Source organism: Bacteroidales bacterium (genome assembly GCA_029210725.1).
Taxonomy (GTDB): domain Bacteria; phylum Bacteroidota; class Bacteroidia; order Bacteroidales.
Window position 1 is genome coordinate 23,781 of sequence record JARGFM010000026.1, and the last position, 25,697, is coordinate 49,477.

The 25,697-nt window shown below is 50.3% G+C and carries 14 protein-coding genes; 8 read left to right on the forward strand and 6 right to left on the reverse strand.

Features of this window, described 5'->3' with window-relative positions; all coding sequences use genetic code 11:
• Positions 1-58: 58 nt before the first annotated feature.
• The 8 genes from P1P86_13105 (at position 59) to P1P86_13140 (ending at position 20,978) form a co-directional block, all read left to right on the forward strand.
• Positions 59-4,753: a translocation/assembly module TamB domain-containing protein gene (locus tag P1P86_13105; protein MDF1576119.1), complete on the forward strand. Its 4,695-nt coding sequence runs from the start codon at positions 59-61 to the stop codon at positions 4,751-4,753.
• Positions 4,750-7,041 carry a BamA/TamA family outer membrane protein gene (locus tag P1P86_13110; GenBank protein ID MDF1576120.1) on the forward strand — a complete coding sequence of 764 codons (2,292 nt, stop codon included), beginning with the start codon at positions 4,750-4,752 and terminating at the stop codon, positions 7,039-7,041. The genes P1P86_13105 and P1P86_13110 overlap by 4 nt, the downstream gene beginning before the upstream one ends.
• A 151-nt stretch (positions 7,042-7,192) precedes the next feature.
• Positions 7,193-10,276, forward strand: coding sequence for a TonB-dependent receptor (locus P1P86_13115; protein ID MDF1576121.1), 3,084 nt, complete (start codon positions 7,193-7,195; stop codon positions 10,274-10,276).
• An 11-nt stretch (positions 10,277-10,287) separates the two neighbouring features.
• On the forward strand, positions 10,288-12,138 hold the full coding sequence (locus tag P1P86_13120) for a RagB/SusD family nutrient uptake outer membrane protein (protein MDF1576122.1): 1,851 nt from the start codon (positions 10,288-10,290) through the stop codon (positions 12,136-12,138).
• 116 nt (positions 12,139-12,254) lie between these two features.
• Complete coding sequence (locus P1P86_13125) at positions 12,255-15,479, forward strand: glycoside hydrolase family 2 TIM barrel-domain containing protein (GenBank protein MDF1576123.1); 3,225 nt, start codon at positions 12,255-12,257, stop codon at positions 15,477-15,479.
• Between the two features lie 18 nt (positions 15,480-15,497).
• The gene (locus tag P1P86_13130) at positions 15,498-17,273 is read left to right on the forward strand and encodes a DUF6057 family protein (protein MDF1576124.1); all 1,776 of its coding nucleotides are present in this window, start codon (positions 15,498-15,500) and stop codon (positions 17,271-17,273) included.
• A gap of 3 nt (positions 17,274-17,276) precedes the next feature.
• Positions 17,277-18,752, forward strand: a complete 1,476-nt coding sequence (locus P1P86_13135) for a hypothetical protein (GenBank protein ID MDF1576125.1) — start codon at positions 17,277-17,279, stop codon at positions 18,750-18,752.
• A 27-nt stretch (positions 18,753-18,779) separates the two neighbouring features.
• The gene (locus tag P1P86_13140) at positions 18,780-20,978 is read left to right on the forward strand and encodes an alpha-galactosidase (protein MDF1576126.1); all 2,199 of its coding nucleotides are present in this window, start codon (positions 18,780-18,782) and stop codon (positions 20,976-20,978) included.
• A gap of 21 nt (positions 20,979-20,999) precedes the next feature.
• Here P1P86_13140 and P1P86_13145 read toward each other — a convergent pair whose 3' ends face one another.
• The 6 genes from P1P86_13145 to P1P86_13170 form a co-directional block, all read right to left on the reverse strand.
• Positions 21,000-22,508, reverse strand: coding sequence for a serine hydrolase (locus tag P1P86_13145; protein ID MDF1576127.1), 1,509 nt, complete (start codon positions 22,506-22,508; stop codon positions 21,000-21,002).
• Positions 22,509-22,518: 10 nt separating this feature from the next.
• Positions 22,519-23,886 carry a tetrathionate reductase family octaheme c-type cytochrome gene (locus P1P86_13150; protein ID MDF1576128.1) on the reverse strand — a complete coding sequence of 456 codons (1,368 nt, stop codon included), beginning with the start codon at positions 23,884-23,886 and terminating at the stop codon, positions 22,519-22,521.
• An 83-nt stretch (positions 23,887-23,969) separates the two neighbouring features.
• The gene (locus P1P86_13155; protein ID MDF1576129.1) at positions 23,970-24,194 is read right to left on the reverse strand and encodes a helix-turn-helix transcriptional regulator; all 225 of its coding nucleotides are present in this window, start codon (positions 24,192-24,194) and stop codon (positions 23,970-23,972) included.
• Between the two features lies 1 nt (position 24,195).
• Positions 24,196-24,642: a hypothetical protein gene (locus P1P86_13160; GenBank protein MDF1576130.1), complete on the reverse strand. Its 447-nt coding sequence runs from the start codon at positions 24,640-24,642 to the stop codon at positions 24,196-24,198.
• A gap of 197 nt (positions 24,643-24,839) precedes the next feature.
• A complete protein-coding gene (locus P1P86_13165; GenBank protein MDF1576131.1) occupies positions 24,840-25,136 on the reverse strand; it encodes a hypothetical protein in 297 nt (98 codons plus the stop codon).
• Between the two features lie 291 nt (positions 25,137-25,427).
• Positions 25,428-25,649 carry a hypothetical protein gene (locus P1P86_13170; protein MDF1576132.1) on the reverse strand — a complete coding sequence of 74 codons (222 nt, stop codon included), beginning with the start codon at positions 25,647-25,649 and terminating at the stop codon, positions 25,428-25,430.
• Positions 25,650-25,697 lie beyond the last annotated feature (48 nt).

Consider the following 25,697-nt stretch of genomic DNA (forward strand, 5'->3'; position numbering starts at 1 on the left):
TTGCCCCGAAGAGAATCTAACAATAGTTTATCTTGGTAAATTAATAAAGCTATGTTGAATGAGCCGGCGAAAGTTAAGCAGGTTTTTGCTGATTTTCCTGGTGGTGACCCTGGGGTTGGTGATCGTGCTGTTTACGGCTATTAACCTTCCTTTCTCCCGGCGTTTTGCCACCAGTCGGGTCAACCAGATCCTCAGTCAGGCAGAGCTGCCGCTCCGCATACAGGCCATAAAGAAAATACTGCCTGCTTCGGTTCAGGTTCAGGGCGCCCTGATAGCGGGACCCCGGGGGGATACCATCCTGTATGCCGGGGAGCTTGAGGCAGATATCCGCCTTCTTGCGCTGCTCAGAAGCAGGGTGGTCATCCGGGATCTTCAACTGGATGGTGTTCGGGTCGAAATTGCACGGGATAGCACTTTACAAGAACTGAATATTGCTTCGGTTTTTCAAACGGGGAAGAAAGAGGAGCCCGAAGTCCCGGAAAAGAATCCTGCCCACTGGAAGATATTCATCAGAAAGGGCAGGCTTTCCAACATCAGTTTCCGGATGAACGACAGCCTGAATGGTATACGGGTTTCACAGCACATTTCAGATCTGGGGATGCGCGGATTCCGGCTTTTGCTCGCTGAAAAGGAATTGTTTTTCAGATCTCTGGAAGTAAGCGGGTCGAGGGGCAATTTGCTCCTGAACTCCAGCCTGCAAACGTCAAATGAAAACTCAGGATTCCCCTGGAATATGGGGTTTCAAAGCCTGGCACTGAAAAATATCGATTTTACATTTATGCAGCTTGCCGATAGTCTGAAGCTGCAAGCACAGCTGAAGGAGGCAAACATGCAGGCCGAGAAAATCGATCTCCCGTCAAAAACCCTGGATCTAAAAAGATTTGAAATAAAGGATGCCACCTGCTCCCTGCAATCCCAAAGCAGCGGACCGGGGGATCTGTTCAGCGGTATTGATCTGGATATGAGAGATGTCAGGTTCGGAGCGGAACAGCTAGGGATGAAAGTGCGGAAACTGAATTTTGAAACGGAAAGGGGATTTATCCTGAAGAAGATGCAGGGTGAGCTTGATTCCGGCAGCGAGCAGACTGCACTTCAAGTGGAGCTTGAGACCGGGAACAGTCAGATTGCCCTGGAGGGCTTTGCAGGCGCAAGTCTGCCGGTACTCCTTAAAGGTCCTGAACAGCTGGAGAACGCTTCCCTGGATATCCGGTCTGGCCGGATATCCCTGAAGGATCTTTCATTCATTTTAAGGCATCCCGTGGAATCTCCGGTCTATGCTTTCCTCTCACCGGAGACTTTTGAATTGGGAACTGCCCTGAATTACCGGGATTCCACCCTGAATATATCCGGGTTTTCGGTCTCCCGGGCAGATGGCTTTAATCTGGATCTGAAAGGAAACTTTGACCAGCCTTTCAGCTTCCCGGAATCAAGGACTGAACTGGATCTGGAGATTACAGGGATCGATCCGTCCTGGGCCGGGAACCTGCTGCAGGAACTGGGGATTGAGGATTCCATCCCGGATGTCAGGGACCTGCTTGTCACGGGACATGTATCCGGTTCAATAGAAACACCGGATATCCGGCTGAACTTATTGAGCTCTTCCGGAAGTGTCGGAATTGCCGGTTCCGTGGATATTCCCCGGCGTCGCTTTCAACTGGCCTGTTCCCTGGATCAGCTTGCTCTCGGGGAGTTTCTCCTTATCCCTGAGTTGGGGACCCTGAGCGCTTCCGGAGAAGTAAAAGGTGCCGGATTGCCGCAAGGAGGGCTGAATGCTGATTTCTTTGTGCAGATTAACAGCCTCGAGTTCAAGGCTTATACCTACCGGGAATTATTGCTGGTGGGAAGGATGGAACCGGGTGAATATGAGCTCAATCTGGTTGCGAGGGACCCCTCTCTGAAGGGTGACCTGAGTTTGGAGCTGAACCTAAGTGATTCGGTGCTTATGGCAGCTGGCAGCGGTAGCCTGATGGCGCAGCTTGATCATCTGAATTTGTATGAGGATACCCTGGCCATAGAGCTGGCTTTGGAGGGGCAACTGAGCAGGCAGGAGAGTAGTCTGGAATCGGAGATTACCGCCAGTGAGATCCGGATTTCCACCCCTGGCGAAACTGCTCTGGCAGACGAACTGAGGGTAAGCTTTAAATCCGACACCTTAGCTTCATGGATTCAGGCCCGGGCAGATTTCTTCCATCTGGACATGATCCTACGGGCGCCTCTGAATCAGCTCGATTCGGCAGGAAAGGATTACAGAGATTACTTTGCATCCTTCCGGGAACCCGCTCATATTTTTTCGGCGGACCGGCTGTCGGGCCTCCCCGAAATAGACCTTACAGGGCAGATATCCAGTCACGGGGTCCTGGACCTGTTTTTGGCGGATACCGGGATCCATTTCACCACCTTTGATCTTTCCATCGACCACCGTCCGGGAGAAAACATCCTGAGTGCCTCTGTACGGGGAGATGAGATTTCATACGGGAAGGCGCGTACGGCTCATCTTGATGCATCCATAACCGATTCGGCAGGAACCGTTTTTTATGAGGCTGTGGCAGAACGTTCCTCCATGAATTCAGGACCGGAGAACAGGGTGAAGGTCAGTGGCAACCTGAGTAAGGGGAGCACGGTTACCACTATCTCTGCAGTTGATTCCCTGGAAAAAAGCGTCTACAGGTTGGAGATAGCCGGAAAGGCGGACAGCAAGCGGATTGTTCTGGAGATACCCTCCAGGGAGCTTATTCTGAACCGGCACCGGTGGCAGATGCAGAGTCCGGATCTGCTGACCATGGATATCTCAACCGGAACAGTGTCTCCATCTTTCCGCCTGGAAAACGATAGTTCACTTATTCAGATCAGAACCCTGGATCAGAATCAAACTATTAGCTACAACCTTGATCTGAAACAGGTTGAGCTTAGTTCTCTTTTGCGCAGGGGCCTTTTCCCGGGCAGGCCTGATGCTACCTTTACCGGCACCCTTAACTATGATACAGGCGAGGATCAGGAGAAGAGAGTATCGACCGGGCTGCAGATAAGTGATGTCAGGTATTCCGGGCAGGATTTCAGCGATATTCGCCTGGATGGGACTTTTAATGCCGGGCCTTCTGAAAGTTATACCATTGATTTGAGGGCGCAAATGGATTCTTCCGGTTTTATTTTAGAGGGAGAGAAAATCGGGAAAGGAGAACGCAGCATGGATGCCTCATTTTCTCATTTCCCACTTATCGCCCTTCAACCTTTCACCAGGGAGTATCTTTCGGATCTGGGAGGTTTTGTTTCAGGAAAATTTGCGATCTCAACGGTTCAGGGGAGTGAACAGTCACGGGGCGAACTGAATTTTGAAGATGCCCGGGTGAAAGTGAAGCTCTTAAACAGTTCATTCAGAATTCCTTCCCAGGGCATCCGGCTTACAAATGAAAGAGTAATGTTTGCCGGTTTTACCGTTCTGGATACCCTCGGCAATGCCCTGAAAGTTGATGGTTATGTGGATTTTGGGGGAAAAGGGCCGGTTACGGCAGATCTGAATATATCTTCCTCAAAACTGCAGTTGATGAGCAGAGATGAAAATACTGCAGCGCCAGTTACAGGGAATGTGTTTGTGGATTCCAGGCTTACCGTAAAGGGCCCGCTTACCAAACCGGTGATCGAAGGAAAAATCTTACTTACAGAGGGCTCTGAGATCTTTTACCAGCAGAAAGAAGACTTAAGGATCTCGGAAAGTGAGAAGATCGTAAATTTTGTCAGCCATGCGGACGGGAACGATGAGTCCCGAATCCCGTTAGCGGTCAGGCAGCAACAATTCATAAACTCCTCTATCGAAACGCTCATTGAAATTGATCCCTCTACCAGGATCAACTTCACTCTGGACAGGCGAATGTTCCATATCGACCTGGATGTGAAGGGAGGCGGACAGGTGTTGTATAATATGCTTGAAAATGAAAGGGTAACATTATCGGGTAGTTATGAGATAAATGAAGGATCCGCCAGGCTTAATATGATAGGCTGGCCCAGGAAGTCTTTTGCCATTGCGAAGGGTGGCTATATCCGCTGGGATGGGGTGGTTGAGAATCCGGAATTAAGGTTTGAGGCCGAGAACAGGGTAAGGAGTGCCTTAGTGAATCCGGTGGACGGGAAACGAAGGGATATAGAGTTTCTGGTGATACTGCAGATGTCTGGCTACCTGTCCGATCTGGAGCTATTGTTTACCATCCGGACCCCGGATCAGTATGTGATGAGCATCCTTAACACCATGAGCCCGGAAGAGAAGATGCGCCAGGCCATTCAGGTGCTTCTGTTTGAGACTATTGATTTGCCCGGGATTTCCCAGTCGACCGATTATATGACCCAGCAGGTGAATCAGATTCTGGCATCCCAGTTAAACCAGCTTACCAAAAACACCATCAAGGGAGTTGATATCTCCTTTGGACTTGATTCATATGATCAGGCCTCTGCCGAGGGTGGGAGTGAGTCCAGCACCAGTCTTTCCTACGAAGTAAGTAAATCGCTGCTGAATAACCGGGGTCAGATTGAAGTCTCTGGACGATTGCACGATCTGAACCAGCAACCCGGGGCCTCCGACCACGCTGTGAATAATGTATCTTTCGAATACAGTCTTGATTCTGCGGCCACTATGTACCTGAAAGTATACAACGAGCATAGCTACGATGATGTTTTTGAAGGGGAAGTAACAAAAACCGGACTGGGATTTACCTATCGGAAAAGCTACCGGTCATTCCGCGATATCTGGAGGCGCAAGAAATGAGGTTTCGATCCAACATAGGTCTGGCAGTCCTTCTGCTTATCCTGGGCGGGTGTTCAAATATCCGTTTTCTCGCTGAGGACCAGGTGCTGTATACCGGACAGACTGGTATTGACATTCGAATCGGAGATGATGACGTAAAGCCCTCCGACGTGAAACAAATTGTCAAGTCGGTGCCGGCTCAGAAACCCAACAATTCCCTGTTTGACCGGCGTCTATTGCCGCCTGTCGGTTTGTGGGTTTATAACTACTGTAAGGATGAGGAACAAAGAAAGCTCAAACACTGGATCTATAAAAGCGTCTCCAAAGCACCGGTTTTGATTTCAGATATAAGGCCCGAACTAAGGGCTCAAAAGATGGCCAATGATTTGTTTGATCAGGGTTATTTCGGGGCACGGGCCTGGCCGGTGGTGGATACCATTGCCCGAAATCCGCGCAAAGCCAGGATTTCCTACTTCATTGAAGTGGACACGCCCTACAGGTATGCGAAGATTGACTTTGATCCGGCCTTTACATCCATGGATACTACTATTAAACAGGATGATTTCAGAACTCAGATCAAGCCCGGGGATCCCTTTAATCTTGACAAACTATCCAGAGCGAGGAACGATCTTTCCAGGCAGTTTCAAAACCAGGGCTATTTCTATTTCGCCAGGGACTTTATTCAGCTGGATGCCGATACAAGTCTGGGGAACAAGGAGATAAATCTACTGGTTCGCAGCCGGGGAGACCTTCCGGCTTCTGCTCTTTCAAAATACAGCATTGATAGTATCCTGGTCATCGTTCGCTCCCCTGGAGATAGCGCGGAGTCCGTTGTGGAAGCTTTTCAGTATGAGGGGCTGACCATCTTTTCATCGGGCGATTATTTGAAACCCGAGGTGTTAAGGGCAGCGCTGTTTTTTAATTCAGGCGATCCGTATTCCTATACCAGTTATCAGAATTCCCTCACCCGGTTAAATAAGCTGGGAGTATTCAGTTTTGTCCGTATTCACTATGAGAAAAACAGCAGGGATAGTCTGAGTCATTTGTTGAATGTGAAGATTGACCTGATTTTGGCCGAACCCGTCAATCTGAATATAGCGGCTGATATGGCTATGAAATCCACGGGATTCGTCGGTCCTGCCCTTTCAGCCGGTATTTCTCACAGCAACACCTTCCGGGGGGCGGAAAAGGTACAGTTCTCACCCACCGGCGCCCTGGAATGGCAATGGGGACCCAAACAGGAGAATCAGCTGGGAACCTTCTCCTATGAACTGGGATTAAATTCCGGTATAACTTTTCCGAAACTCACTCTTCTGGGCAATCATCAAAGAATCAAAGCTCTTATGAATCAGGAGACCTCGGTTAACCTGAATTTTAATCTACGGAACCGTACCAACTATTACTCGATGTTCTCGGCCCTGACCAATCTGAAATACAGCTGGGGAAAACGCCGGGAGATCAGGCATACTTATGCTCCTGTATACTTAAATTCTGTTTCTCTGCTGGCCACTACGCCGGCTTTTGATTCGGTAATTGATGGAAATATTTATATCCGGAAAAGTTTCGAAGAGCAATTGATTATAGGAATGAGGTATGATTTCAGCTACGACAATACGTATAAAAAACAAGCTCACAACCTTTTCTACCAGGCAGGAGTCAGCAGTTCAGGTAATGCTCTGGATTTGTTTGAGGGAATCGGGAGGGGAGCGTCGGACAGACCGTTTGAAATTCTGAACACGGTGTATTCCCAGCACCTGAAGCTTACATCCGATTTCCGTTATTACCTGAACGGGTTCCAAAAAACCCTGGCCATGCGCCTCTATGCAGGTATCGGGATTCCCTACGGCAATTCTTCCGTTCTTCCCTACGTGGAACAGTTCTTCAGTGGGGGTGCCTACAGTATCCGGGGCTTTACAGCCCGGACACTGGGACCGGGCTCCTACCACGAGGTGGAAAACAGTTACATAGACCAGTCGGGCGATATGAAGCTGGAAGCCAATCTTGAATTCCGTTTTGGGATCTCCCGCATCCTGAAGGGGGCTGTTTTCCTGGAAAGCGGGAATATCTGGCTGATCAATGAGGATGAGAACAGGCCCGGATCCCGGTTCCATGTTGATAGCTTTAATAAACAGCTGGCAGTGGGTTGCGGGGTGGGACTGAGGTTTGATTTTAACTTTTTTGTTCTGCGGACGGACCTGGGATTCCCCCTCAGAACCCCTTATCTTCAGGATGATAAGTACTGGTTCTCCGGAGAAGGAAGCACCTTATCCTCTGCCCTTTTTTACTTCGCCATAGGCTACCCCTTCTGAGATCAAAAAAAAAAGTGTTAAAAATACATTTCTATTTGATCTGAATTTCTTAAATTTTGAATGTTTTACCTTTGAATCTTAGCCTGGAATTTATTCTGATCAAAACACTACCTGTAATAACTAACCTAACGATCAACTAAAACTCAAGACTATGAAACAAGATTTACTTCAAAAGTCGGGAAGAAAAATACGGAGTGCTTTGTTACTCCTGTTTTTATTTCTGACTGGTTTTACCTTTCTGAATGCGCAGGTTACCGTCACAGGGACGGTAAGCAGTGCTGAGGATGATGCTCCGATGCCCGGGGTGAATATCATCGAGCAGGGCACCACAAACGGAGCCATCACCAATGCAGATGGAACTTATTCCATCACTGTCCCGGCTGATGCGGTGCTGCATTTCTCCTTTGTGGGAATGATCTCGCAGGATATTCCTGTGGGAAATCAAACGGTGATTGATGTCGTTCTCGAAAGCGGGACCACGGCTCTGGACGAAATCGTGGTTATCGGTTACGGAACGGCTTCCAAGGCCACCCTTACAGGGGCTGTAGCATCGGTACGGGGAGATGAACTGAAGCAGTCGCCGTCCACCAACTTCAGTAATACCCTGGTGGGACGTGTACCCGGACTGTTTGCTTACAACCGAAGTGGCGAACCCGGATATGACGGGGCCACCCTGAGGATCCGGGGAGCCAACACCCTGGGGGACAACAATCCCCTGGTGGTCATAGACGGGATTCCGAACAGGAACCTGGAGAGGCTGGATCCGGCCATGATAGAGAGTTTCACGGTTCTGAAGGATGCGTCGGCGGCCATTTACGGAACTCAGGCGGCCAACGGGGTAATCCTGATTACCACCAAACGTGGTAAGATCGGGAAGCCCACCATTACCATCGATATGAATGTGGGTGCACAACAGCCCACGGTTATCCCTGAGATGGCCGATGCTGCCACCTATACCATGATGCTCAATGAGATCTCTTATTATAATGATCCCAGTAGCGGGATGTACCAGGTTTATTCGGAGGCAGATATACAGGCTTACGCCGACGGATCCGATCCCTGGGGACATCCCAATACGGACTGGTTTGAGGAAGTCTTCAAGCCCTGGTCGCTGCAGCACTATGAGAATGTTTCGGTCAACGGAGGGAACGACAGGCTGAAATACTACCTCTCCTTTGGGAACAAGTTCCAGGATGCGGTCTATTACAACAGTGCCACCTACTATTCGCAGCAGGATTTCCGTAGCAATATCGACAGTAAGATCACGGATAACATCGATCTTTCCTTCGACGTGGCAGCCCGTTCGGAAAACAGGCACTTCCCGACAGTCAGTGCTGGCAACAGTTTCCGGATGCTGATGCGTGGAAAGCCCAATATGCCCGCTTTCTGGCCCAACGGGGATCCGGGTCCCGATATCGAATATGGTCATAACCCGGCGGTAACCACCACAGATGCGACCGGTTATAACGATGATAAGAACTATTACCTGGAGACCAACCTTCGTCTCAATGTGAAGATTCCCTGGGTGAAAGGTCTGGCTGTTCAGGGGAACTTTTCTTATGACAAGCGTTTCCGTTATCAGAAAGTTTTTGAAACCCCCTGGTTTCTCTATACCTGGAACGGATCCACCACGGATCCGGAAACCACACCCGGGAAGCGGGGTCTGGATGCGCCCCAGCTGACCCAAAGGGCCAATGATGACTATAAGATGACCTATAACGCCTATGTGACCTATGACAAGGAGTTTGGTGGCAGCGCCCTGAAGGTGATGGTGGGTACCGAGAATCAGAAGGGCCTGAATAACTGGATGTATGCTTTCCGCAAAAATTATGTGGCCAGTGATATCGATCAGCTCTTTGCCGGTGCTACGGACCAGTATATGGCCAATAACGGATCTGCTTCCCAGTTTGCCCGCCAGAGTTATTTTGGCCGTATCAACTACAACTATAACGGAAAATACCTGGCCGAGGTGGTTATGCGTTACGACGGATCCTATATGTTTGATGAGGCCTGGGGCTTTTTCCCTGGTATTTCCCTGGGATGGCGCATTGTGGATGAGGCTTTCTGGAGCAACAACATCAGTTTCTTCGACGACTTCAAGATCCGTGGGTCCTGGGGACAGACAGGGAACGACAGGATTTACTATGATGGCTCCTTGCAGGAGTACAAATACCTGACTCTCTATGGATTTAGCAACAGGAGTTATGTCTTCGGGCAGAGCGTGGATAATAAAATGCTCTCTGAGCAGGCGATTCCCAACCCCGATGTCACCTGGGAGGTGGCCAACCAGTTTAACCTTGGTTTCAATACAGCCTTCCTGGATAACCGGATGACCCTGGAAGCAGATTACTTCCACAACCTGAGGACTAACATCCTCTGGAGAAGGAACGCATCTGTTCCTACCAGTGCGGGACTTTCCCTGCCTCCTGAAAACATCGGGGAGGTAGCGAACCAGGGATTTGAGTTTGTTCTGGGATTCAGAGGGGGCTCCTCGGGAAGAGTGAGGTACGACCTGGCTTTGAATGGATCTTATGCCCATAACGAAATCCTATTCTGGGATGAGACCCCGGGAATCCCCGAATACCAGCAATCCACCGGACAACCTATGGGAGCAGCACTATATTATGAAGCCATTGGTGTGTTCGAAAGCCAGGCTGATGTCGATGCATATCCCCACTGGGCCGGCGCCCAACCCGGAGATGTCATCTTCAAAGACGTGAATGACGACGGGGTCATCGATGGCCTGGACCGGGTGAGGCAGGAAAAAAGTGGTCTGCCTTTCTTTACCGGAGGATTATCGGCAAGCCTTTATGTAGGCGGTTTCGATGTTTCCATCCTGTTCCAGGGAACATCGGGGGCGGTAGCCTATATCAGTCCGGAATCCGGAGAAATCGGCAACTACTATAACGATTACGCCGTGAACCGGTGGACTCCTTCCAACCCGAGTTCTGAATATCCAAGAGCATGGAACCGTGATAACGAGTACTGGCGCAGCCAGGGCAATACTTTCTGGCTCCACAATACGGACTATATCCGCCTGAAAAATATCGAGATTGGATACAACCTGCCCGATAAAGCCTTAAATGTTATTGGCCTTGCCGGCCTGCGTGTTTATGCCAACGGGTTGAACGTGTTCACCCTCTCCAGGGAGAAACTGATCGATCCCGAGCTTACGTCAGGAACCGCCTATCCCCTGCAGCGGATTATTAACCTGGGTTTGACTATAACCTTTTAAATTCTCAGACGATGAAACAGATATTTAAGATTTTTATATTTCTTCTGATAGTTGGTCTGACCAGTTCATGCCAGAAAGATTTTCTGCAGCTTGATCCCTTATCAGATTATTCAGATGCAGCAGTCTGGAATGATCCTGCTCTGATCGAAACCTTTGTAAACAACATTTACAGGAACGCTCTGGGATTTCCCTTTGCCATTGAGAGACTCTCAGACTATGTGGATGAGTCTCACTTTACCCCTGACTGGGATGTGACCAATTTCAACAAGTGCCTGATGACCTCTGATGGTCTGATGGGCTGGGATGTGGACTGGGGTGATAATTCACCGAGCAAACACACCCGGCATTACCGGTGGGGACCGCTTTACAGTAATGTAAGGGCCTGCAATATCTTTTTTGAGAAAACTGCCGGTGCTGATTATGGTATTAACCAGAGTTTAGTGGATGACATGGCCGGAGAAGTCCATTTCCTTCGTGCCTATACTTATCACTATCTGGCTGCACTCTATGGCGGGGTCCCCATCATTACGGAACCCTATGGACTGAGTGATGATTTTGAAGTTGCCAGGAACACTTACGAGGAGACTGTTAATTACATTGTGCAGGATCTGGATGCAGCAGCGGCCATTCTTCCCGATGTACAGGAAGGTGACCGGGCCGGCCGGGCTACCAGGGGGGCAGCCATGCACCTGAAGGCCAGGACCCTGTTGTATGCGGCCAGTGATCTGCACCATTCCATGCAGACATATGCACCCGGATTCAGTAACCCGGAACTGCTGGGTTATACAAGTGGCAGTCAGAATGCCAGATGGGAGGCAGCTAAGGATGCTGCTAAAGCGGTGATGAATCTCGGAATTTATGACCTGGTATCTCCTGATCCCGCTCCGGGTGATGACATCGCGCAGACCTTTATCGATTATTTCATCTCCTATGGCTACGAAGAGGAGGATATCCTGCTGCAGTATTTCACACCCAAAACCGATGAGAACTGGGATGGATATAACCCGGCGCTGTACTGCGGCCCCAATGGCTATCACAACTGGGGCAACAACGTTCCCCTGGGGGAGCTGGTGGATGATTACGAGTTTGCCGATGGTACGAAGTTTGACTGGAGTAATCCGGCCCATGCAGCGGCTCCCTATACCAACCGGGAAGCCAGGTTTTATGCCACCATCCTGTATGAAGGAGCCGACTGGAGGGTGCGTCCTTCAGATGTCCAGGAGATTGATCCCTGGAACAAGATCCAGGTGGGTCATGTCTACAACCTGGCCGGTGATTTGATTGTACCCGGTGTGGATACCCGCAGCGGTCCCATTGAGGACTGGAACGGTGGTAAGTCCGGATACTACGTAAAGAAGTTCGTGGATAAATCCGTTGATCCCCAGTACGTAAAGCAGGATATTCCCTTCAGGCATTTCCGCTATGCAGAAACTTTGCTGAACTACGCGGAAGCCTGCATCGAGCTGGAAGAGGATGACGAGGCCAAGACCTATCTGAATATGATCCGGAAGCGTGCCGGACTGCCTGATATCACCTCTACCGGAGATGATTTGCGTCAGGACTACCGTCATGAGCGCCGGATAGAGATGGCCTATGAAGACCAGCGATTCTGGGATGTGAGGCGCTGGGTCATTGGCCCCGAAGCCTATCACCAGACCCACCGGGTGGATGTACGCTATGAAACCGATCAACCCGCCACCAACTATCGCCAGGCAGATGGAAGCACCTGGGGCGATCCCATCTTTTCAGAAGCAGAGTTGGGGGGGGATGCCAGGGCATGGTTGGATAAGGCCTATTTCTTCCCCATTTACAGGGATGAGATGAATAAGAATTCGCTGCTTATTCAGAATCCTGGTTACTAGGATCTGAATGGCCAAATGAATGAGGTCACCCGGTTAGTGTCTTGCACTGATGGGTGGCCTTCATTTTTATTTTTAAATACCTTGCATGATTATTCCATACACATAATTCTGAGGCCATGAAAAAGACTGTTCTCTCCATGTTTTACGCCTGTTTGGCACTGCTAATCTCCATCTCCTGTTTCAGTCAGTCTTCCTACGAAGGGGTGGCTTTCGAGGAGAAAGTCCAGGCCGACTGGGAGAACCAGTATATCTTTGAGATCAACAGGGAGACTCCCAGGGCCTGGTATATTCCATACGGAAGCCCTGAGGAGATGGAGGGGAACTCCATCCGGGAATCGGGATTGATCCGCTCACTAAATGGTCCCTGGCTGTTTCATCTCGCACAGAACCCGGGTGAGCGGCCTCACTATTTCTTTAGGGATGATTATGATACAGGGGGATGGGACCGGATAAAGGTTCCGTCCAACTGGGAGATGGAGGGCTACGACTATCCGATTTATACCAATATTACATATCCGCATGAGAAGAATCCTCCTTATATGCAAAAGCACTACAACCCCGTAGGTTCCTATAAGCGCAGTTTCCTTATTCCGCCGGAATGGGAGGGCAGGCAGATCTACCTTCGCTTTGGAGGAGTGAGCTCGGCCATGTATGTGTGGGTCAATGAAACCCGGGTGGGGTATAGTGAGGACAGCAAGACCCCGGCAGAGTTTGACATAAGCCCTTATATTCATCCGGGCGAAAACAGCCTGGCGGTGGAAGTCTATAAATGGAGCGATGCGAGTTACCTGGAAGACCAGGATTTCTGGAGGATGGGAGGAATCACCAGGGATGTAAGCCTGGTGGCCCGGAATCTCCAGCATATCCGGGATTTCAGGGTAGTGGCCGGATTGGATGAAACTTACACCGATGGAATCCTGAACCTGGAGGTGGAGGTGGTCAACCTGGATAAAGATGCGGCCCCAGTCTGCACGGTGCAGGCTCAATTGCTGGACGACCTGGATCAGGTGCTCTATGAGGAAAACCTGCCTGTAAACCTGAAGGATGGAGTAGCGACAGCCGGCATGAGACAAACATTTCCGGAGGTGAAGCCATGGTCCGCGGAGATCCCCAGTCTGTACCGCCTTATCCTGACACTGAAAGATGAACAGGGCGGGTTCATTGAGGCCATGGAGCAGGCTGTGGGCTTTCGTAGCGTGGAGATCCGGAATGGCGTATTGCTGGTGAATGGCAGATATGTGTATCTGAAGGGCGCGAACCTCCATGAACATCATCATGTAAACGGACATGTGGTGGATGAAGCCACCATGCTGAAAGATATTTTGCTGATGAAGAGCCACAACCTGAATGCGGTACGCACCTCTCACTATCCCCAGCCCGAACGGTGGTATGAGCTGTGCAACAAATACGGGCTCTATGTGGTGGATGAGGCCAATATTGAATCCCACGGAATGGGTTACGGGAAAGAGTCGCTCGCCAAAGACTCCACCTGGATGGGAGCCCACCTGTTCCGGACCCGGAATATGTTCGAAAGGGATAAAAACCAGCCTTCGGTGATCATCTGGTCGCTGGGGAATGAGGCCGGCAACGGGATCAACTTCCAGGCAACGTATGATTATCTGAAAGGGGTGGATGGAACCCGGCCTGTGCAGTATGAACAGGCGCACAGGGCCGATAATACGGATATTATTTGTCCCATGTATATGACCATGGAGCGAATGGAAGCATATGCGAAAAGTGAAAACGGAAAACCGGACCGACCCCTGATTCAGTGCGAATACGCCCATGCCATGGGAAACAGCCTGGGGAACTTCCAGGATTACTGGGATCTTATTGAAACATACGATGCCCTGCAGGGCGGATTTATCTGGGACTGGGTGGACCAGGGGATTCTCGTCTCCAACGCGGAAGGAGAGGAGTACTGGGCTTATGGAGGCGATTTTGGTCCGGACGATGTGCCATCCGACGGTAACTTTTGCCTGAACGGGATTGTTAATCCCGACCGGGGCATCAAACCCACTCTGCTGGAAGTCAAGAAGGTATACCAGAACATAGGGTTCGAGGCAGAAGATCTGAAAAGCGGCATATTGAACATTCATAATAAGTATTCCTTTTTAAACCTGGACCAGTTCTGGTTTAAATGGAGTCTCAGTTCAAACGGGCATACCCTTCAGCAGGGATTCATTGATAACCTGAATCTTCCTGCAGGAGAGAAGGCCCTGGTCGAACTGGGTTACCAGTTTGCACCGGAAGGGAACCGGGAATACTTCCTGGTCATTGAGGCTTCCCTGAAATCCGCTTCCGGGATCCTGGAAGCCGGTACGATAATGGCCCGTGAGCAGTTTCAGCTGCCTTACCAGTGGGATGGGGTCGCTCAAAAAAGAGAGGTGCCGGATCTGTCCTCCGGTCAGGACGACCGGTCAATCACCCTGACCGGACAAGACTTTACCATTCGTTTTGACACTGAAAAAGGAGTGATGTCACAGTTCCTTTACCAGGGGAAAGAGCTTTTGCTGAAAGGTCCTGAGCCCAATTTCTGGAGGGCCCCCACTGACAATGATTTTGGAAACAACAATCACAAGCGCGCAGGAGTATGGAGAGGAGCGGCTGCCGGCAGGATGGTCCGGGAGGTGAATCTTGTCCGTGATCATCCCGGTCAGCTTTCGGTTATTTTCAAAATGATCCTGAACGACGGGGAGTCAAACCCGATAGCCCGGTATAATTCGACCTATTCTGTGAATGGATTTGGGGAGGTGACTGTCTCCAGCGATTTTGAAGTGACCGCAGAGGATCTTCCCGATATGCCGAGGTTTGGGATGAACCTGTTGATGCCCCGGGCATTCGACAGGGTCACCTGGTTGGGCCGCGGGCCTCATGAATCTTACTGGGACAGGAAAACCAGCGCCTTCGTGGATCTCTATACAAGTTCGGTGGCGGACCTCTGCTGGCCCTATATTCGGCCGCAGGAAAACGGGAACCGGGAAGATGTCAGGTGGGTTAGCATCGTCGATAAGAGTGGCAGGGGACTGGTATTCAAGGGGAATCCCCAAATTGCCTTTTCTGCCCACCATAATCTGACAGAAGATTTTGAATCGCCCGAGAGAACCGATGGAAGGCACGTCGACGGGGTTAAGCCTGTAAACAGGCACACGGTGGATGTGGTACCCAAAGATCTCACCTCCGTTCATGTGGACTACAAACAAATGGGAGTGGGGGGCGATAATAGCTGGGGAGCCCGGACACATCCGGAGTACAGGCTTTCGGAAAAGAGCTACTCCTATTCATTTAAAATGATTCCAGTCAGTGAATTTTCCGGGGAAACCTATCTGACCGAACAGTAGATAGCTGAAAGAGACTATTTGAAAGAGCCTGTCCGGACATATGATCCCATAATCCTGAAGAGAGTCATAGGAGTCTTGGTGACTGTCTTATCTTTTCTGTGGTTCTTTTTTCCGGGCGAGTATGCCCTGATCGCCAATCAGGACCTGGGCCTCTTTATCCTTAAGCCTGAGTTCCTGCTTACTTTCCTGGATCGTCCGGGCGGATTGCTGGAATATGCGGGCAGCTTTCTGAACCAGTTTTTGCGCTTCCGTTTTGCTGGTGCCCTGCTGCTGGCAGGCCTGTCACTGGCCGGGTATTATATATCCACAGGGATCGTGGAACGGATCTCGGGAAGAAAAGAGCTTCTGATCCCGGGTATCCTGACCCCCATACTTGTTATAGGGATGCATAACTTTTATTTGCATCAGATCATTCATTCGCTGGGATTTTTTCTGGCCATGGGGCTGGTGGCCATGGTCCCGGTACAAAGAAGCAGGAGGAGGGTGTTCCTGGCTATCGCGATCCCCCTTGTCTATCTGCTGAGCGGAGGATTTGTATGGGTTTTCTGTGTACTGATCCTGGCAGAGGATATGGTGAGAAACAGGCGACTGGACTATATAAGCCTGCTGCTCTCTTCGCTTTATCCTGCTATCCTCGTCGTGGCCGCGGCACGGCTGATTTACCTGGATACTCTGCAGGAGCTTATGCTAATGCATTTACCTTTTGGTAATAGCTACGGAGCCTCTCCCTGGCCTTTTCTGTTTTTGTTCTGGATATTGCTATACATGGTTCTGGCGGGACTGACCCATCTTATGGTAAAGCTGAAACCTGTTTGGAGCTATGCTTCCCAAATCATCCTCTCTCTGGCAGTGGCTGCCCTGGTATTGCATTTTTCCTTTAAGCGGAAGAATGCAGAATTTTTCCAGATCGAGAAGCGGGCCATAGAGGAGGATTGGGAGGGTGTGTTGCAGTACGCTGAAAAGCACCCCTCCAGGAATCTTTTTGGTTCGTTCTATACAAATCTGGCCCTGGTGAACAGCAACAGGCTTTGTTCCGACCTGTTCCGCTATCCACAGTCCTTTGGCAGAAGGGGCCTCTGCTTTGAGTGGGATGCAAAAGGGGAGATGCTGCGGAGGGGAAGTGACTTCTACTGGACGGTTCGCTTTGTGAATGAGGCGCATCACTGGGCCTATGAGTCGATGGTGATTGATGGTTTTACCCGGCGGAACCTCCGGAGGCTTATACAAACCGAACTGGTCAGAGGCAACCATAAGATTGCAGAGAAGTATATGGATCATCTGGAAAGTGCGCTTTTTCAGCGGAAGACAGCGGAGCATTACAGGCAGTTTCTAAATAAGCCGCAGGCCATGTTGACGGATCCTGAATTCGGTCCGGGGATGGAAATAAGGGTGGACCAGGATTTCTTTGCGGAAGGATCGGACCTGGAGAAGAATCTCAGCCTCTTGCTTTGGAACAATCCTGCAAACCCTCAGGCCTTTGATTATCTGATGGCCCTCTTCCTGCTGGAGAAGCGGATAGATGAGATAGCGGAAAACCTCCCTGCATATCTGAATATCCGTGCAGGCAGGATGCCTGTGTTGCTGGATGAAAGCCTCCTGGTTTATAAGATCACCCATCCGGAGGACAGCCTGTTTGACATCCGGGTATCCCGGGCCACCGGGGAGAGGTTTCAGGCATATTCCCGGGTACTGCGCCAGTATCAGAATCCCGGAGAGGCCGCCAGGATGCTCTACCCGGCTTTTGGGAGTTCATTCTGGTTTCATTTGAATTTCAGTTCTTTAACCAGAAATTGACCTATGAGTAGCGCTGAAAGCAATGATATACGACCCGGTTTTCCATGGATGCTTTTGCTGGGGATGATCTTTTTCTGGAGCAGTTGCGAAGGGCCACCCCGCGCAGGAGGTGGGCAGATTGCCAGCCTGGAAGGCTCTCCCCGGATATTTCCGGACTATAAAGATATTACCATTCCCTTAAATATCGCACCGCTTAATTTTAGGGTAGAAGAGGATGGAGAGCGTTTTGCTGCAAGGCTGGAGGGAGCCAGGGGGGTGGAGATAAAGCTGAAAGCCAGAGGAAGGACATTCAGGATCCCGCCTGAAAAGTGGAGGCGGTTTCTGGAGGAGAACCAGGGAACTCGGATCGGGATCCGGGTATTTGTAAAAGCGGACGGGCAATGGGCAGGATTTGAGTCCTTCGCTCTCCAGGTGGCTCCGGAAGCCATCGATCCCAGCCTGGTCTACCGCCTGATTCCGCCGGGTTATGAAACCTGGTCCTCTATGGGGCTCTATCAGCGCGACCTTAGCTCTTTCAGGGAGCGTCCCATCATCGAGAACCGGCATATCGAGGATAACTGTGTGAACTGCCACTCTTTCAGGAATGGCAGCAGCGAACAGATGATGTTTCATATCAGGGGTACCATGGGCGGGACCATGATTAAACAGGGCAACGACATCAGGAAGGTGGATCTGAACAGAGAAGGGACCCTTTCGGCAGGAGTCTATCCATCCTGGCACCCTTCCGGCTTATACATTGCATTCTCCACCAACCGGATCGAGCAGTATTTTCATGCACGTCCTGAAAAAGACATTGAGGTCCTGGACAGGCAATCCGACCTGGTCCTATACAATACGGCCAGCGGAGAGATAAGTCATGTGCCGGGTACTGAGGACGACCGGTTTATGGAGACTTTCCCCAGCTGGTCGCCAGATGGAAAAATGCTGTACTTCAGCAGAACAGAGGCAGATGCAGCAACGCCTTTTGATTCAATCAGATACGATATATACCGGATCGCTTTTGATGCGGAAGGAGGGGTGTTTGGGGAGACCGAGCCGGTCCTGCCTGCATCGGAAAAGGGGCAGAGTGCCTCCTTCCCCAGGATATCCCCCGATGGAAAGTACCTGCTGTGCACCCTGCATGATTACGGTACCTTCCCCATCTGGCATAAAGAGGCCGATCTTTGCCTGGTCGATCTGCTCAGCGGAGAGCGTAAGCCAACGGACAGGGTAAACTCCGGTGATACAGACAGCTACCACAGCTGGGCACAGAATAACCGGTGGATTGTGTTCAGCAGCAGGAGGTACGATGGTCGATATACAAAACTATATATCAGCTACCTGAGCGAAGAGGGAGAGTTTCAGAAACCCTTTTTGATTCCCCAGCGGAATCCCGGTTTTTACCATTCGTTCTTCTACTCCTATAACCGGCCCGAATTGATCACCGGCGCCGTGGATGTGAATCCCCATGCCTGGGTTCAGAAGGCACGTTCAGATTGAGTTTACAATAACTATGAAGATCCGGATATGAAAAGAGTAATGATTGTCCTGTTCCTTTCAGGGGCGTTATCCGTCCTCATGGCCCAGGAAATATGCATCCCGGTTTCGACCGGTAACAGCCTGATGCTCCTGCAGACCGACCGGGATCAGCGCCTGCGGACCATCTATTTTGGAGAACCGCTGAAGGACACCGGGGAGCATGCCCTGGTGGAGGAAGGATTTCAATATATGGACTCCAATGCCGGGATTTATAATGCCGTTTACACTCCGGCCGGGACCTGGAATTTGGCCGAGCCGGCCATCCAGGTGGTTCACGCAGACGGGAACGGCTCCCTGGATCTGAAATATGTGAGCCATCAGCAGGAGCAGGTTGATGCGAATTGCACCCTTACAACCGTGGTGCTTGAGGATGAGGTCTATCCTTTCCGGGTGGCCCTGTTCTATAAGAGCTGGATCAGGGAAAATGTCATTGAGCAATGGGCAGAAATTGAGCATCGGGAGTCCGGACCGGTGCTTATGAAAAAATTTGCCTCGGCAAATCTTTATTTCTCCCGTAAGGATTTCTACCTGACCACCTTCCATAACAGCTGGGCCAAAGAGATGCAGCCATCTGAAACAAAGCTTTCCCGCGGGACCCGGTCGGTCGATTCCAAACTGGGAACCAGGGCCATGCTATTGCAGGCCCCCCATTTTATTCTCTCCTTTGACCAGCCGGCAGCAGAGAATCAGGGAAGCGTTATTCTCGGACATCTGGCCTGGAGTGGGAATTTCAAACTGGAATTTGAACTGGACTCTTACGAGAATCTCCGGTTTATCGGAGGAATCAATCCCTATGCTTCAGAATATGAGCTTTCTGCTGACCAGATTTTTAAAACACCCTCCCTGATCTATGCCATCTCTCACAGTGGAGCAGGAGACGCCAGCCGGGGTCTTCATTCCTGGGCAAGAAAATACCGGGTGCTGGATGGAGAGGGCGGTCGTCTGACGCTGCTGAATAACTGGGAGGCCACGTATTTCAGTTTTGATGAAGAGCGACTTACCGGGCTGTTTAAGGATGCCAGGGAGCTGGGTGTGGATCTCTTTCTGCTGGACGACGGATGGTTTGGAAACAAGTACCCCAGGAACAGCGACAGGGCCGGTCTGGGCGACTGGCAGGAAAATGTTAAGAAATTGCCCCGGGGGATCGGCTATCTGGTAACGGAGGCAGAGAAAGCAGGAGTGAAGTTTGGGATCTGGATAGAGCCCGAGATGGTGAATCCCAAAAGCGAATTGTATGAGAATCACCTGGACTGGGTGATCCGGCAACCCGAAAGGCCTGAAAAGTATTTTCGTACCCAGCTGGTACTGGATTTGTCCAACCCGGAAGTCCGGGACTTTGTTTTCGGAGTGGTGGATGGCCTGTTTACTGAGAATCCAGGCCTGGCTTTTATTAAGTGGGATTGTAATGCGCCCGTATTTAACGCTTATTCGGAATACCTGGAGAGAAACGGGATTCCTCAGTCTCATCTCTATATCGAATATGTGAAGGGATTGTACAGCGTCCTGGAGCGGGTCCGGGAAAAATATCCCGGGGTTCCCATGATGCTTTGTTCAGGTGGCGGGGGCCGTGGAGATTATGAGCTCCTGAAATATTTCACCGAATTCTGGCCCAGCGATAATACGGATCCCCTTGAAAGGGTCTATATGCAGTGGGACTATTCTTACTTTTTTCCGGCTATAGCGACCGATTGTCACGTGACCAACTGGGGGGACCAGCCCCTGAAATTTAAAGTGGATGTGGCCAGTATGGGAAAGCTGGGATTTGATATTGTGGCCGGTGAATTGTCGGCCGATGATCTGCAGTTCTGCAGGGAAGCGGTAAAAAACTATCATTCCTTTAAAGAGGTGGTCTGGCATGGCGACCTCTACCGGCTTGTAAATCCTCATACGGACGATTTATCCTCCATGATATTTGTGAATAAGGAGCAAAGCAGGGCTGTTGTATTTAACTACCTGGTTAATCAGAGATTCATGATAACGGCGAGAGAGGAGCCCATTCAGCTGGAAGGGCTGGATCCCTCCCGGAAATATCGAATCCGGGAGATCAACCTTTTTCCCGGGACACGTTCCAGGTTCAATGGCGACAGGATTTATTCGGGCGACTTCCTGATGAAGGTCGGGGTAAACCCTGGCCTGTCGCTCCGGAGAACAAGCGTGGTCCTGGAGCTCACCGAAGTTGTAGAGTGAGCAGATTCATGGACGGATTTGCTAATCCGTCGCTGTGCCTGTGATTTGTCCCGGATTCACCGGTCCGAACGAGGCCCTGTATTCTGTATCCCAGTACAGTTTATCCTCTTCGAACCTGAAGCTGAAGGTCAGGCTCTGCGGTGTTTCATAGTAAATAAGCTTAAGCACATAGGTATCCCCGGACGTCCAGGCACCACTGGCAGCCACCTTATCGGAAACTACGCGTGGATCGGCCAGTACCCCGGGTTCCGTTTCCAGATATCCCACCCTGAGAAGCGATTCTCCCTGAACGGTGTGGATGGTGATCTCTGTGGCGGGAGCTTCAAAATTGAAAGAGATGGAACGGATGGAACCTTGGTTGGGTTCCAGGCTGTAGATAAGCCCGCTTACTTCTGAAGCCAGGGGAGAGCTTTTTTCGCCCGCGACTGGGGAGATGGACAATTCCTGAAGCTTCTGATTCAGTTGCTTTAATCCATCCTCGTCGGGCGGGAGGATGCCCTCCTGCATGGCAGGCAGAAGCTCTTCCCAGACCACATTCAGGATTCCCTGCAGATCGTCGGAGCCTGAGGTCATCGCAAGCACCGCATCCTGTTCAGGCAAAACGATGCAGTACTGCCCGAATGCCCCGTCGCCCCGGTAGGCATTGTGACGGCACTGCCAGAACTGGTAGCCGTAACCCTGGTCCCAGTCGCTCTCCGGGTTGCTGCCATTGGAAGTCTGGTAGCCGGTGGCCTCTTCGACCCAGGCTTCGGAGACCAGCTGCCTGCCTTCCCAGATGCCCTTCTGCAGGTAAAGCTGACCCAGTTTGGAGATATCTTCGGTGCGAACGCTAAGTCCCCATCCACCCACACTGATCCCCCGGGGACAAGTCTCCCAGGTGGGATTTTCAATACCCAGGGGTTCAAAGAGGCGGGGCGTCAGGTAGTCCAGGGTAGTCATACCGGTCACTTTCCGGATGATGGCCGAGCACATATAGGTGGCCATGCTGTTGTACAGGAAGTGGGTTCCCGGCTTAAAATCGACTTTGTGGGCCAGGAAGGCTTCTACCCAGTTATCGGACTGCATTTGCCGGAAACCGGGCTCCACGGCATGTCCCGTGTTCATCCGGAGCAGATCCCTGATGCGCATGGCTTTCAGATTGGCGGATGCTTCCTCCGGAACCTCCTCCGGGAAGAAGGAAATCACCAGGTCGTCTATGCTTAATAATCCTTCATCCTGGGCCATTCCGATGGCGGTGGAGGTAAAGCTCTTGGAGAGGGACCACAGCAGGTGGGGACTTTCGGGATTATAGGGACCCCACCAGCCGGAGGCCACTACCTGGCCATGCCGGCGAAGCATAAAGCTGTGAATGGCATCTGGCTGAGCTGTTTCCAGGGCCTCCACAAACTGGAGAATGGACCGGGATGAGATCCCCGCTTCTTCGGGAGTTGCGTTAGCTGTTTCGCTGCCTGATTCAGCCTTTTCGGGGCTGTTGCATGCGGTTGATCCCAGCCAGACGGAGAGGATCAGGAAGCATAGTGATTTCTTCATATTTGGTCGTTTATCTGGCCCGGCCGCCAATGCGCATGGGATCGTCTTCGTATCCCAGTTCCTGCCAGTTGAGTCGTTTAGTGTCTTTCCGGGTATGACAATCTGTACATTTTAAAGATTTAGCAGCGGGGGCCACCATATGGTTTACGGGCCAGTACATCTTTGTCAGTACGAAGCCATACTCTCCCGAATATTCCAGCTTACTTGCAGCCATTCCTTTTTCAGCGGCCCCGTTCCAGTCGAAGTCGGACCAGTATCCGCCTTCCCCGTACATTTTCGGAGTGATCAGATAACGGTTTTTTACATCGTAGATTTGCTTACCCCGCATCATTTTGAAAGGGGCTATTTTAGCCGACTTATCATAGATGTTTCCGGAGAGTTTATTTATCTCCACTCCATTTTCCGGATTGATTTTATCTCCCATCAGATAATAATCTGCTTTCCCGTTGTACCATCTGTATTCCGGAATCACGTTCTTCTCCCAGGTGAAATCACCTTTCTTTTTGTCATATACCGGCATGCCGTGTTCATCCGGCTCTACCGTTTTGTCCTCTCCGGCCGTGGACCAGTCCCACCAGATCTTTGTTGGTTCTTCGCGGGCGAAGGCCGGAATATGACAGGTTTCGCAGGCAACCGAGCTGATGTGATCGTTCACCACCTTTTTCCTGTGTGGCTTTTCCGAGTGGCAGTCCAGACAGGAAATATGATTGGTGCCGCTGGCCATGGATCCGTGACTTGCACCCAGGATCATGTGATTCTCTCCGGCGTGGCAATCGGAACAGGAGAAACCAAGCTCCCCCATGTGAAAGTCCAGGGCGGGCGATGGGTTGGACATACTGGCGGTAAGGTCCCCGTGTTTTACACCCGGTCCGCCACCCCCGTTAAAATGACAGGCACTGCAGCTTCTGATGGTGGTTTTTCCAACGCTCTTTGCCACCCTGACCAGGTCAACTTCAGGATCCGGCATGCCCGCTCCGGTGGGTACCTTCTTATAGGTTCCGGTCCGGTCGTGGCAAACCAGGCAATCAATGTTGTTCGGATCTTCAAAATCAAATGTTTCATCTTTCCATCCGAATCCGATATGGCAGCTGGTACAGCGGGGCCAGTTGGAGGGCAGGGAGACGCAGAAGCTGTTGATGAGGTTTTGTTTTCCCAGTTGCATGCTCACTCCTTCTTTATTGATAAAAGTATCTCCCAGCCAGTTCCAGTGCCTGGTTTTCATAATGGCTTTGTCAATGCCATCGTGGCAGAGTAGGCAGGTTTCTGTAACTTCCCGGGGGCTTGCAAAAGGACCTTCAATAAATTCTGCATGATCCTCCTGGGCGAAAAGATTGCTGCCAAAAAACAGCACAATGCATAGTGTTGCCAGGGTTTTCATATCATATATTTTATGGCTTATATAAATGTATGATAATTTAGCGACCCAGCCAGAACTAACTCTATATTATTGATTCGAATCAATTAATTGTCCTTACCCGGATCATAAGTGAATACCTCCTCCAGAGGGGTTTTAAAAATACGGGCAAAGCGAAAGGCCAGTTCCAGAGAAGGGGAGTAGTTCCCCTTCTCGATGGCCACGATGGTCTGCCTGGATACATGAACCAGGTCTGCCAGTTGTTGCTGGGTCATCTCCCCGGCCTCAAAACGCAGTCGCCGGATGTTGTTTTGAATCCTGCTTTTAACCATTTCAGACTCCTTTCCGGTAATAATATATTTGCGAACCATTGTCAATGATCTCTGCGATCAGTCCGCTTGCCACAAAGGCAATGAATATTCCGTAGACCGGCATTCCCAGGGCCAGTGCCATAACAGCGAGTACAAATCCGCCGGTGAAGGCATAGTAGGAATTTCGCATGGCTTTCAGCTTAACCAGTTTGTCCCGTTCATCCTCCTTGGGTACATCCTCCATACGGGTGGCTATGGCATTTAAGATATGGAAGAAAATCTGGATGATGATACGGGCCACCACGGAGACTCCGATAAAGAGGAGAAAGATCAGGCCCCATTTACTGAAGTCTTTTGTTAAATCAAATACCCCCTGCAACTGTCTCTGGTAGACAATCCAGGCGAAGATCGCTGTTATAAGCAATCCGCTGAAAATATTTACGATGTTCTGTTTTTCCTGATAGCTCATGATTTCTCAGATTATGTATAATAAATTTTACTATATGTAAATTAATATTTACACAAAGATAATTAAAACATACAAAATGACAAGTAAACACGACATAAATTTATTGATTTTTTTACAAACTCCATAAGAGTTTGTCCAGAAAGCAATGCGGTCCTCCGGGGTCCTGAATATGTTTTTCTGTAATAAGGAGCTTGTTCTTAAGCCTTTGTCATATCGTCGAATTCCACTGTCTGCCAGGATAACTTTTGCTTATTCAGCATGCTGTCATCTATTTCTTTCTCTTTGAATTTATGCAGTCTGGTAATTTTTGCATACTGCCGGTACGCGGCCGGTATGATGCGCATGGCATCATTGCTGTTGGTGGTTTTAATAATTAGCCAGGCTTTATTTTCGCCCTCCCTACACCCCCATTCGGCACTGCTTACATAATGAGTCCGGGTGGACAAAAAGGAATGTATGGATCTCAGGCAGGAGGACTGGTCCCCGCCATTCATTCATAATTTCTATGAGGAATTTTTCCATGATACACTGTTTTGAACAAACAAATAACGAGCGCATCGGCTGTAAGTAAACGTTTAATTGAATAATTAACACTGTATTTAACAAGGAATATAGTGCCCATACTGGAAGCCAGAGGGGTTTTGCAAAAATAAAAGTCCTCATAAGCAGGGCCATTACCCCTGTTTTCATCACTGTTTTCGGAGTGATTTATTAGAATTAAGAAAATCCGCATTTTAGGCGGTTGATTTTTATATTTTTGGGTGTCCTATTATCTTGTAAGGGCGTCAGTTAGGGAGAAAAAGAGCATAGGCGGGACGGTAAGCGTGCAGGTCCTTCATAGCGTGCAGGTCCTTAATAGCGTGCCGGTTCTTCATAGCGTGCCGGTTCTTCATAGCGTGCCGGTTCTTCATAGCGTGCAGGTCCTTAATAGCGTGCAGGTCCTTAATAGCGTGCCGGTCCTTAATAGCGTGCCGGTCATTAATATTATGAGTACTAACTTGTAGCAAGGACTTTCCGCTTAATGAGGAGCGGGTCCACATTGATCTTCAATCCGA

Bases quoted from the DNA above. Each gene is read 5' to 3' on its own strand.
- P1P86_13115 (MDF1576121.1), top strand. From the start codon at position 7,193: ATGAAACAAGATTTACTTCAAAAGTCGGGAAGAAAAATACGGAGTGCT.
- P1P86_13165 (MDF1576131.1), bottom strand. From the start codon at position 25,136: ATGAATGGCGGGGACCAGTCCTCCTGCCTGAGATCCATACATTCCTTT.
- P1P86_13105 (MDF1576119.1), top strand. From the start codon at position 59: ATGAGCCGGCGAAAGTTAAGCAGGTTTTTGCTGATTTTCCTGGTGGTG.
- P1P86_13135 (MDF1576125.1), top strand. From the start codon at position 17,277: ATGAGTAGCGCTGAAAGCAATGATATACGACCCGGTTTTCCATGGATG.
- P1P86_13110 (MDF1576120.1), top strand. From the start codon at position 4,750: ATGAGGTTTCGATCCAACATAGGTCTGGCAGTCCTTCTGCTTATCCTG.
- P1P86_13150 (MDF1576128.1), bottom strand. From the start codon at position 23,886: ATGAAAACCCTGGCAACACTATGCATTGTGCTGTTTTTTGGCAGCAAT.
- P1P86_13160 (MDF1576130.1), bottom strand. From the start codon at position 24,642: ATGAGCTATCAGGAAAAACAGAACATCGTAAATATTTTCAGCGGATTG.
- P1P86_13125 (MDF1576123.1), top strand. From the start codon at position 12,255: ATGAAAAAGACTGTTCTCTCCATGTTTTACGCCTGTTTGGCACTGCTA.
- P1P86_13120 (MDF1576122.1), top strand. From the start codon at position 10,288: ATGAAACAGATATTTAAGATTTTTATATTTCTTCTGATAGTTGGTCTG.
- P1P86_13145 (MDF1576127.1), bottom strand. From the start codon at position 22,508: ATGAAGAAATCACTATGCTTCCTGATCCTCTCCGTCTGGCTGGGATCA.
- P1P86_13140 (MDF1576126.1), top strand. From the start codon at position 18,780: ATGAAAAGAGTAATGATTGTCCTGTTCCTTTCAGGGGCGTTATCCGTC.
- P1P86_13155 (MDF1576129.1), bottom strand. From the start codon at position 24,194: ATGGTTAAAAGCAGGATTCAAAACAACATCCGGCGACTGCGTTTTGAG.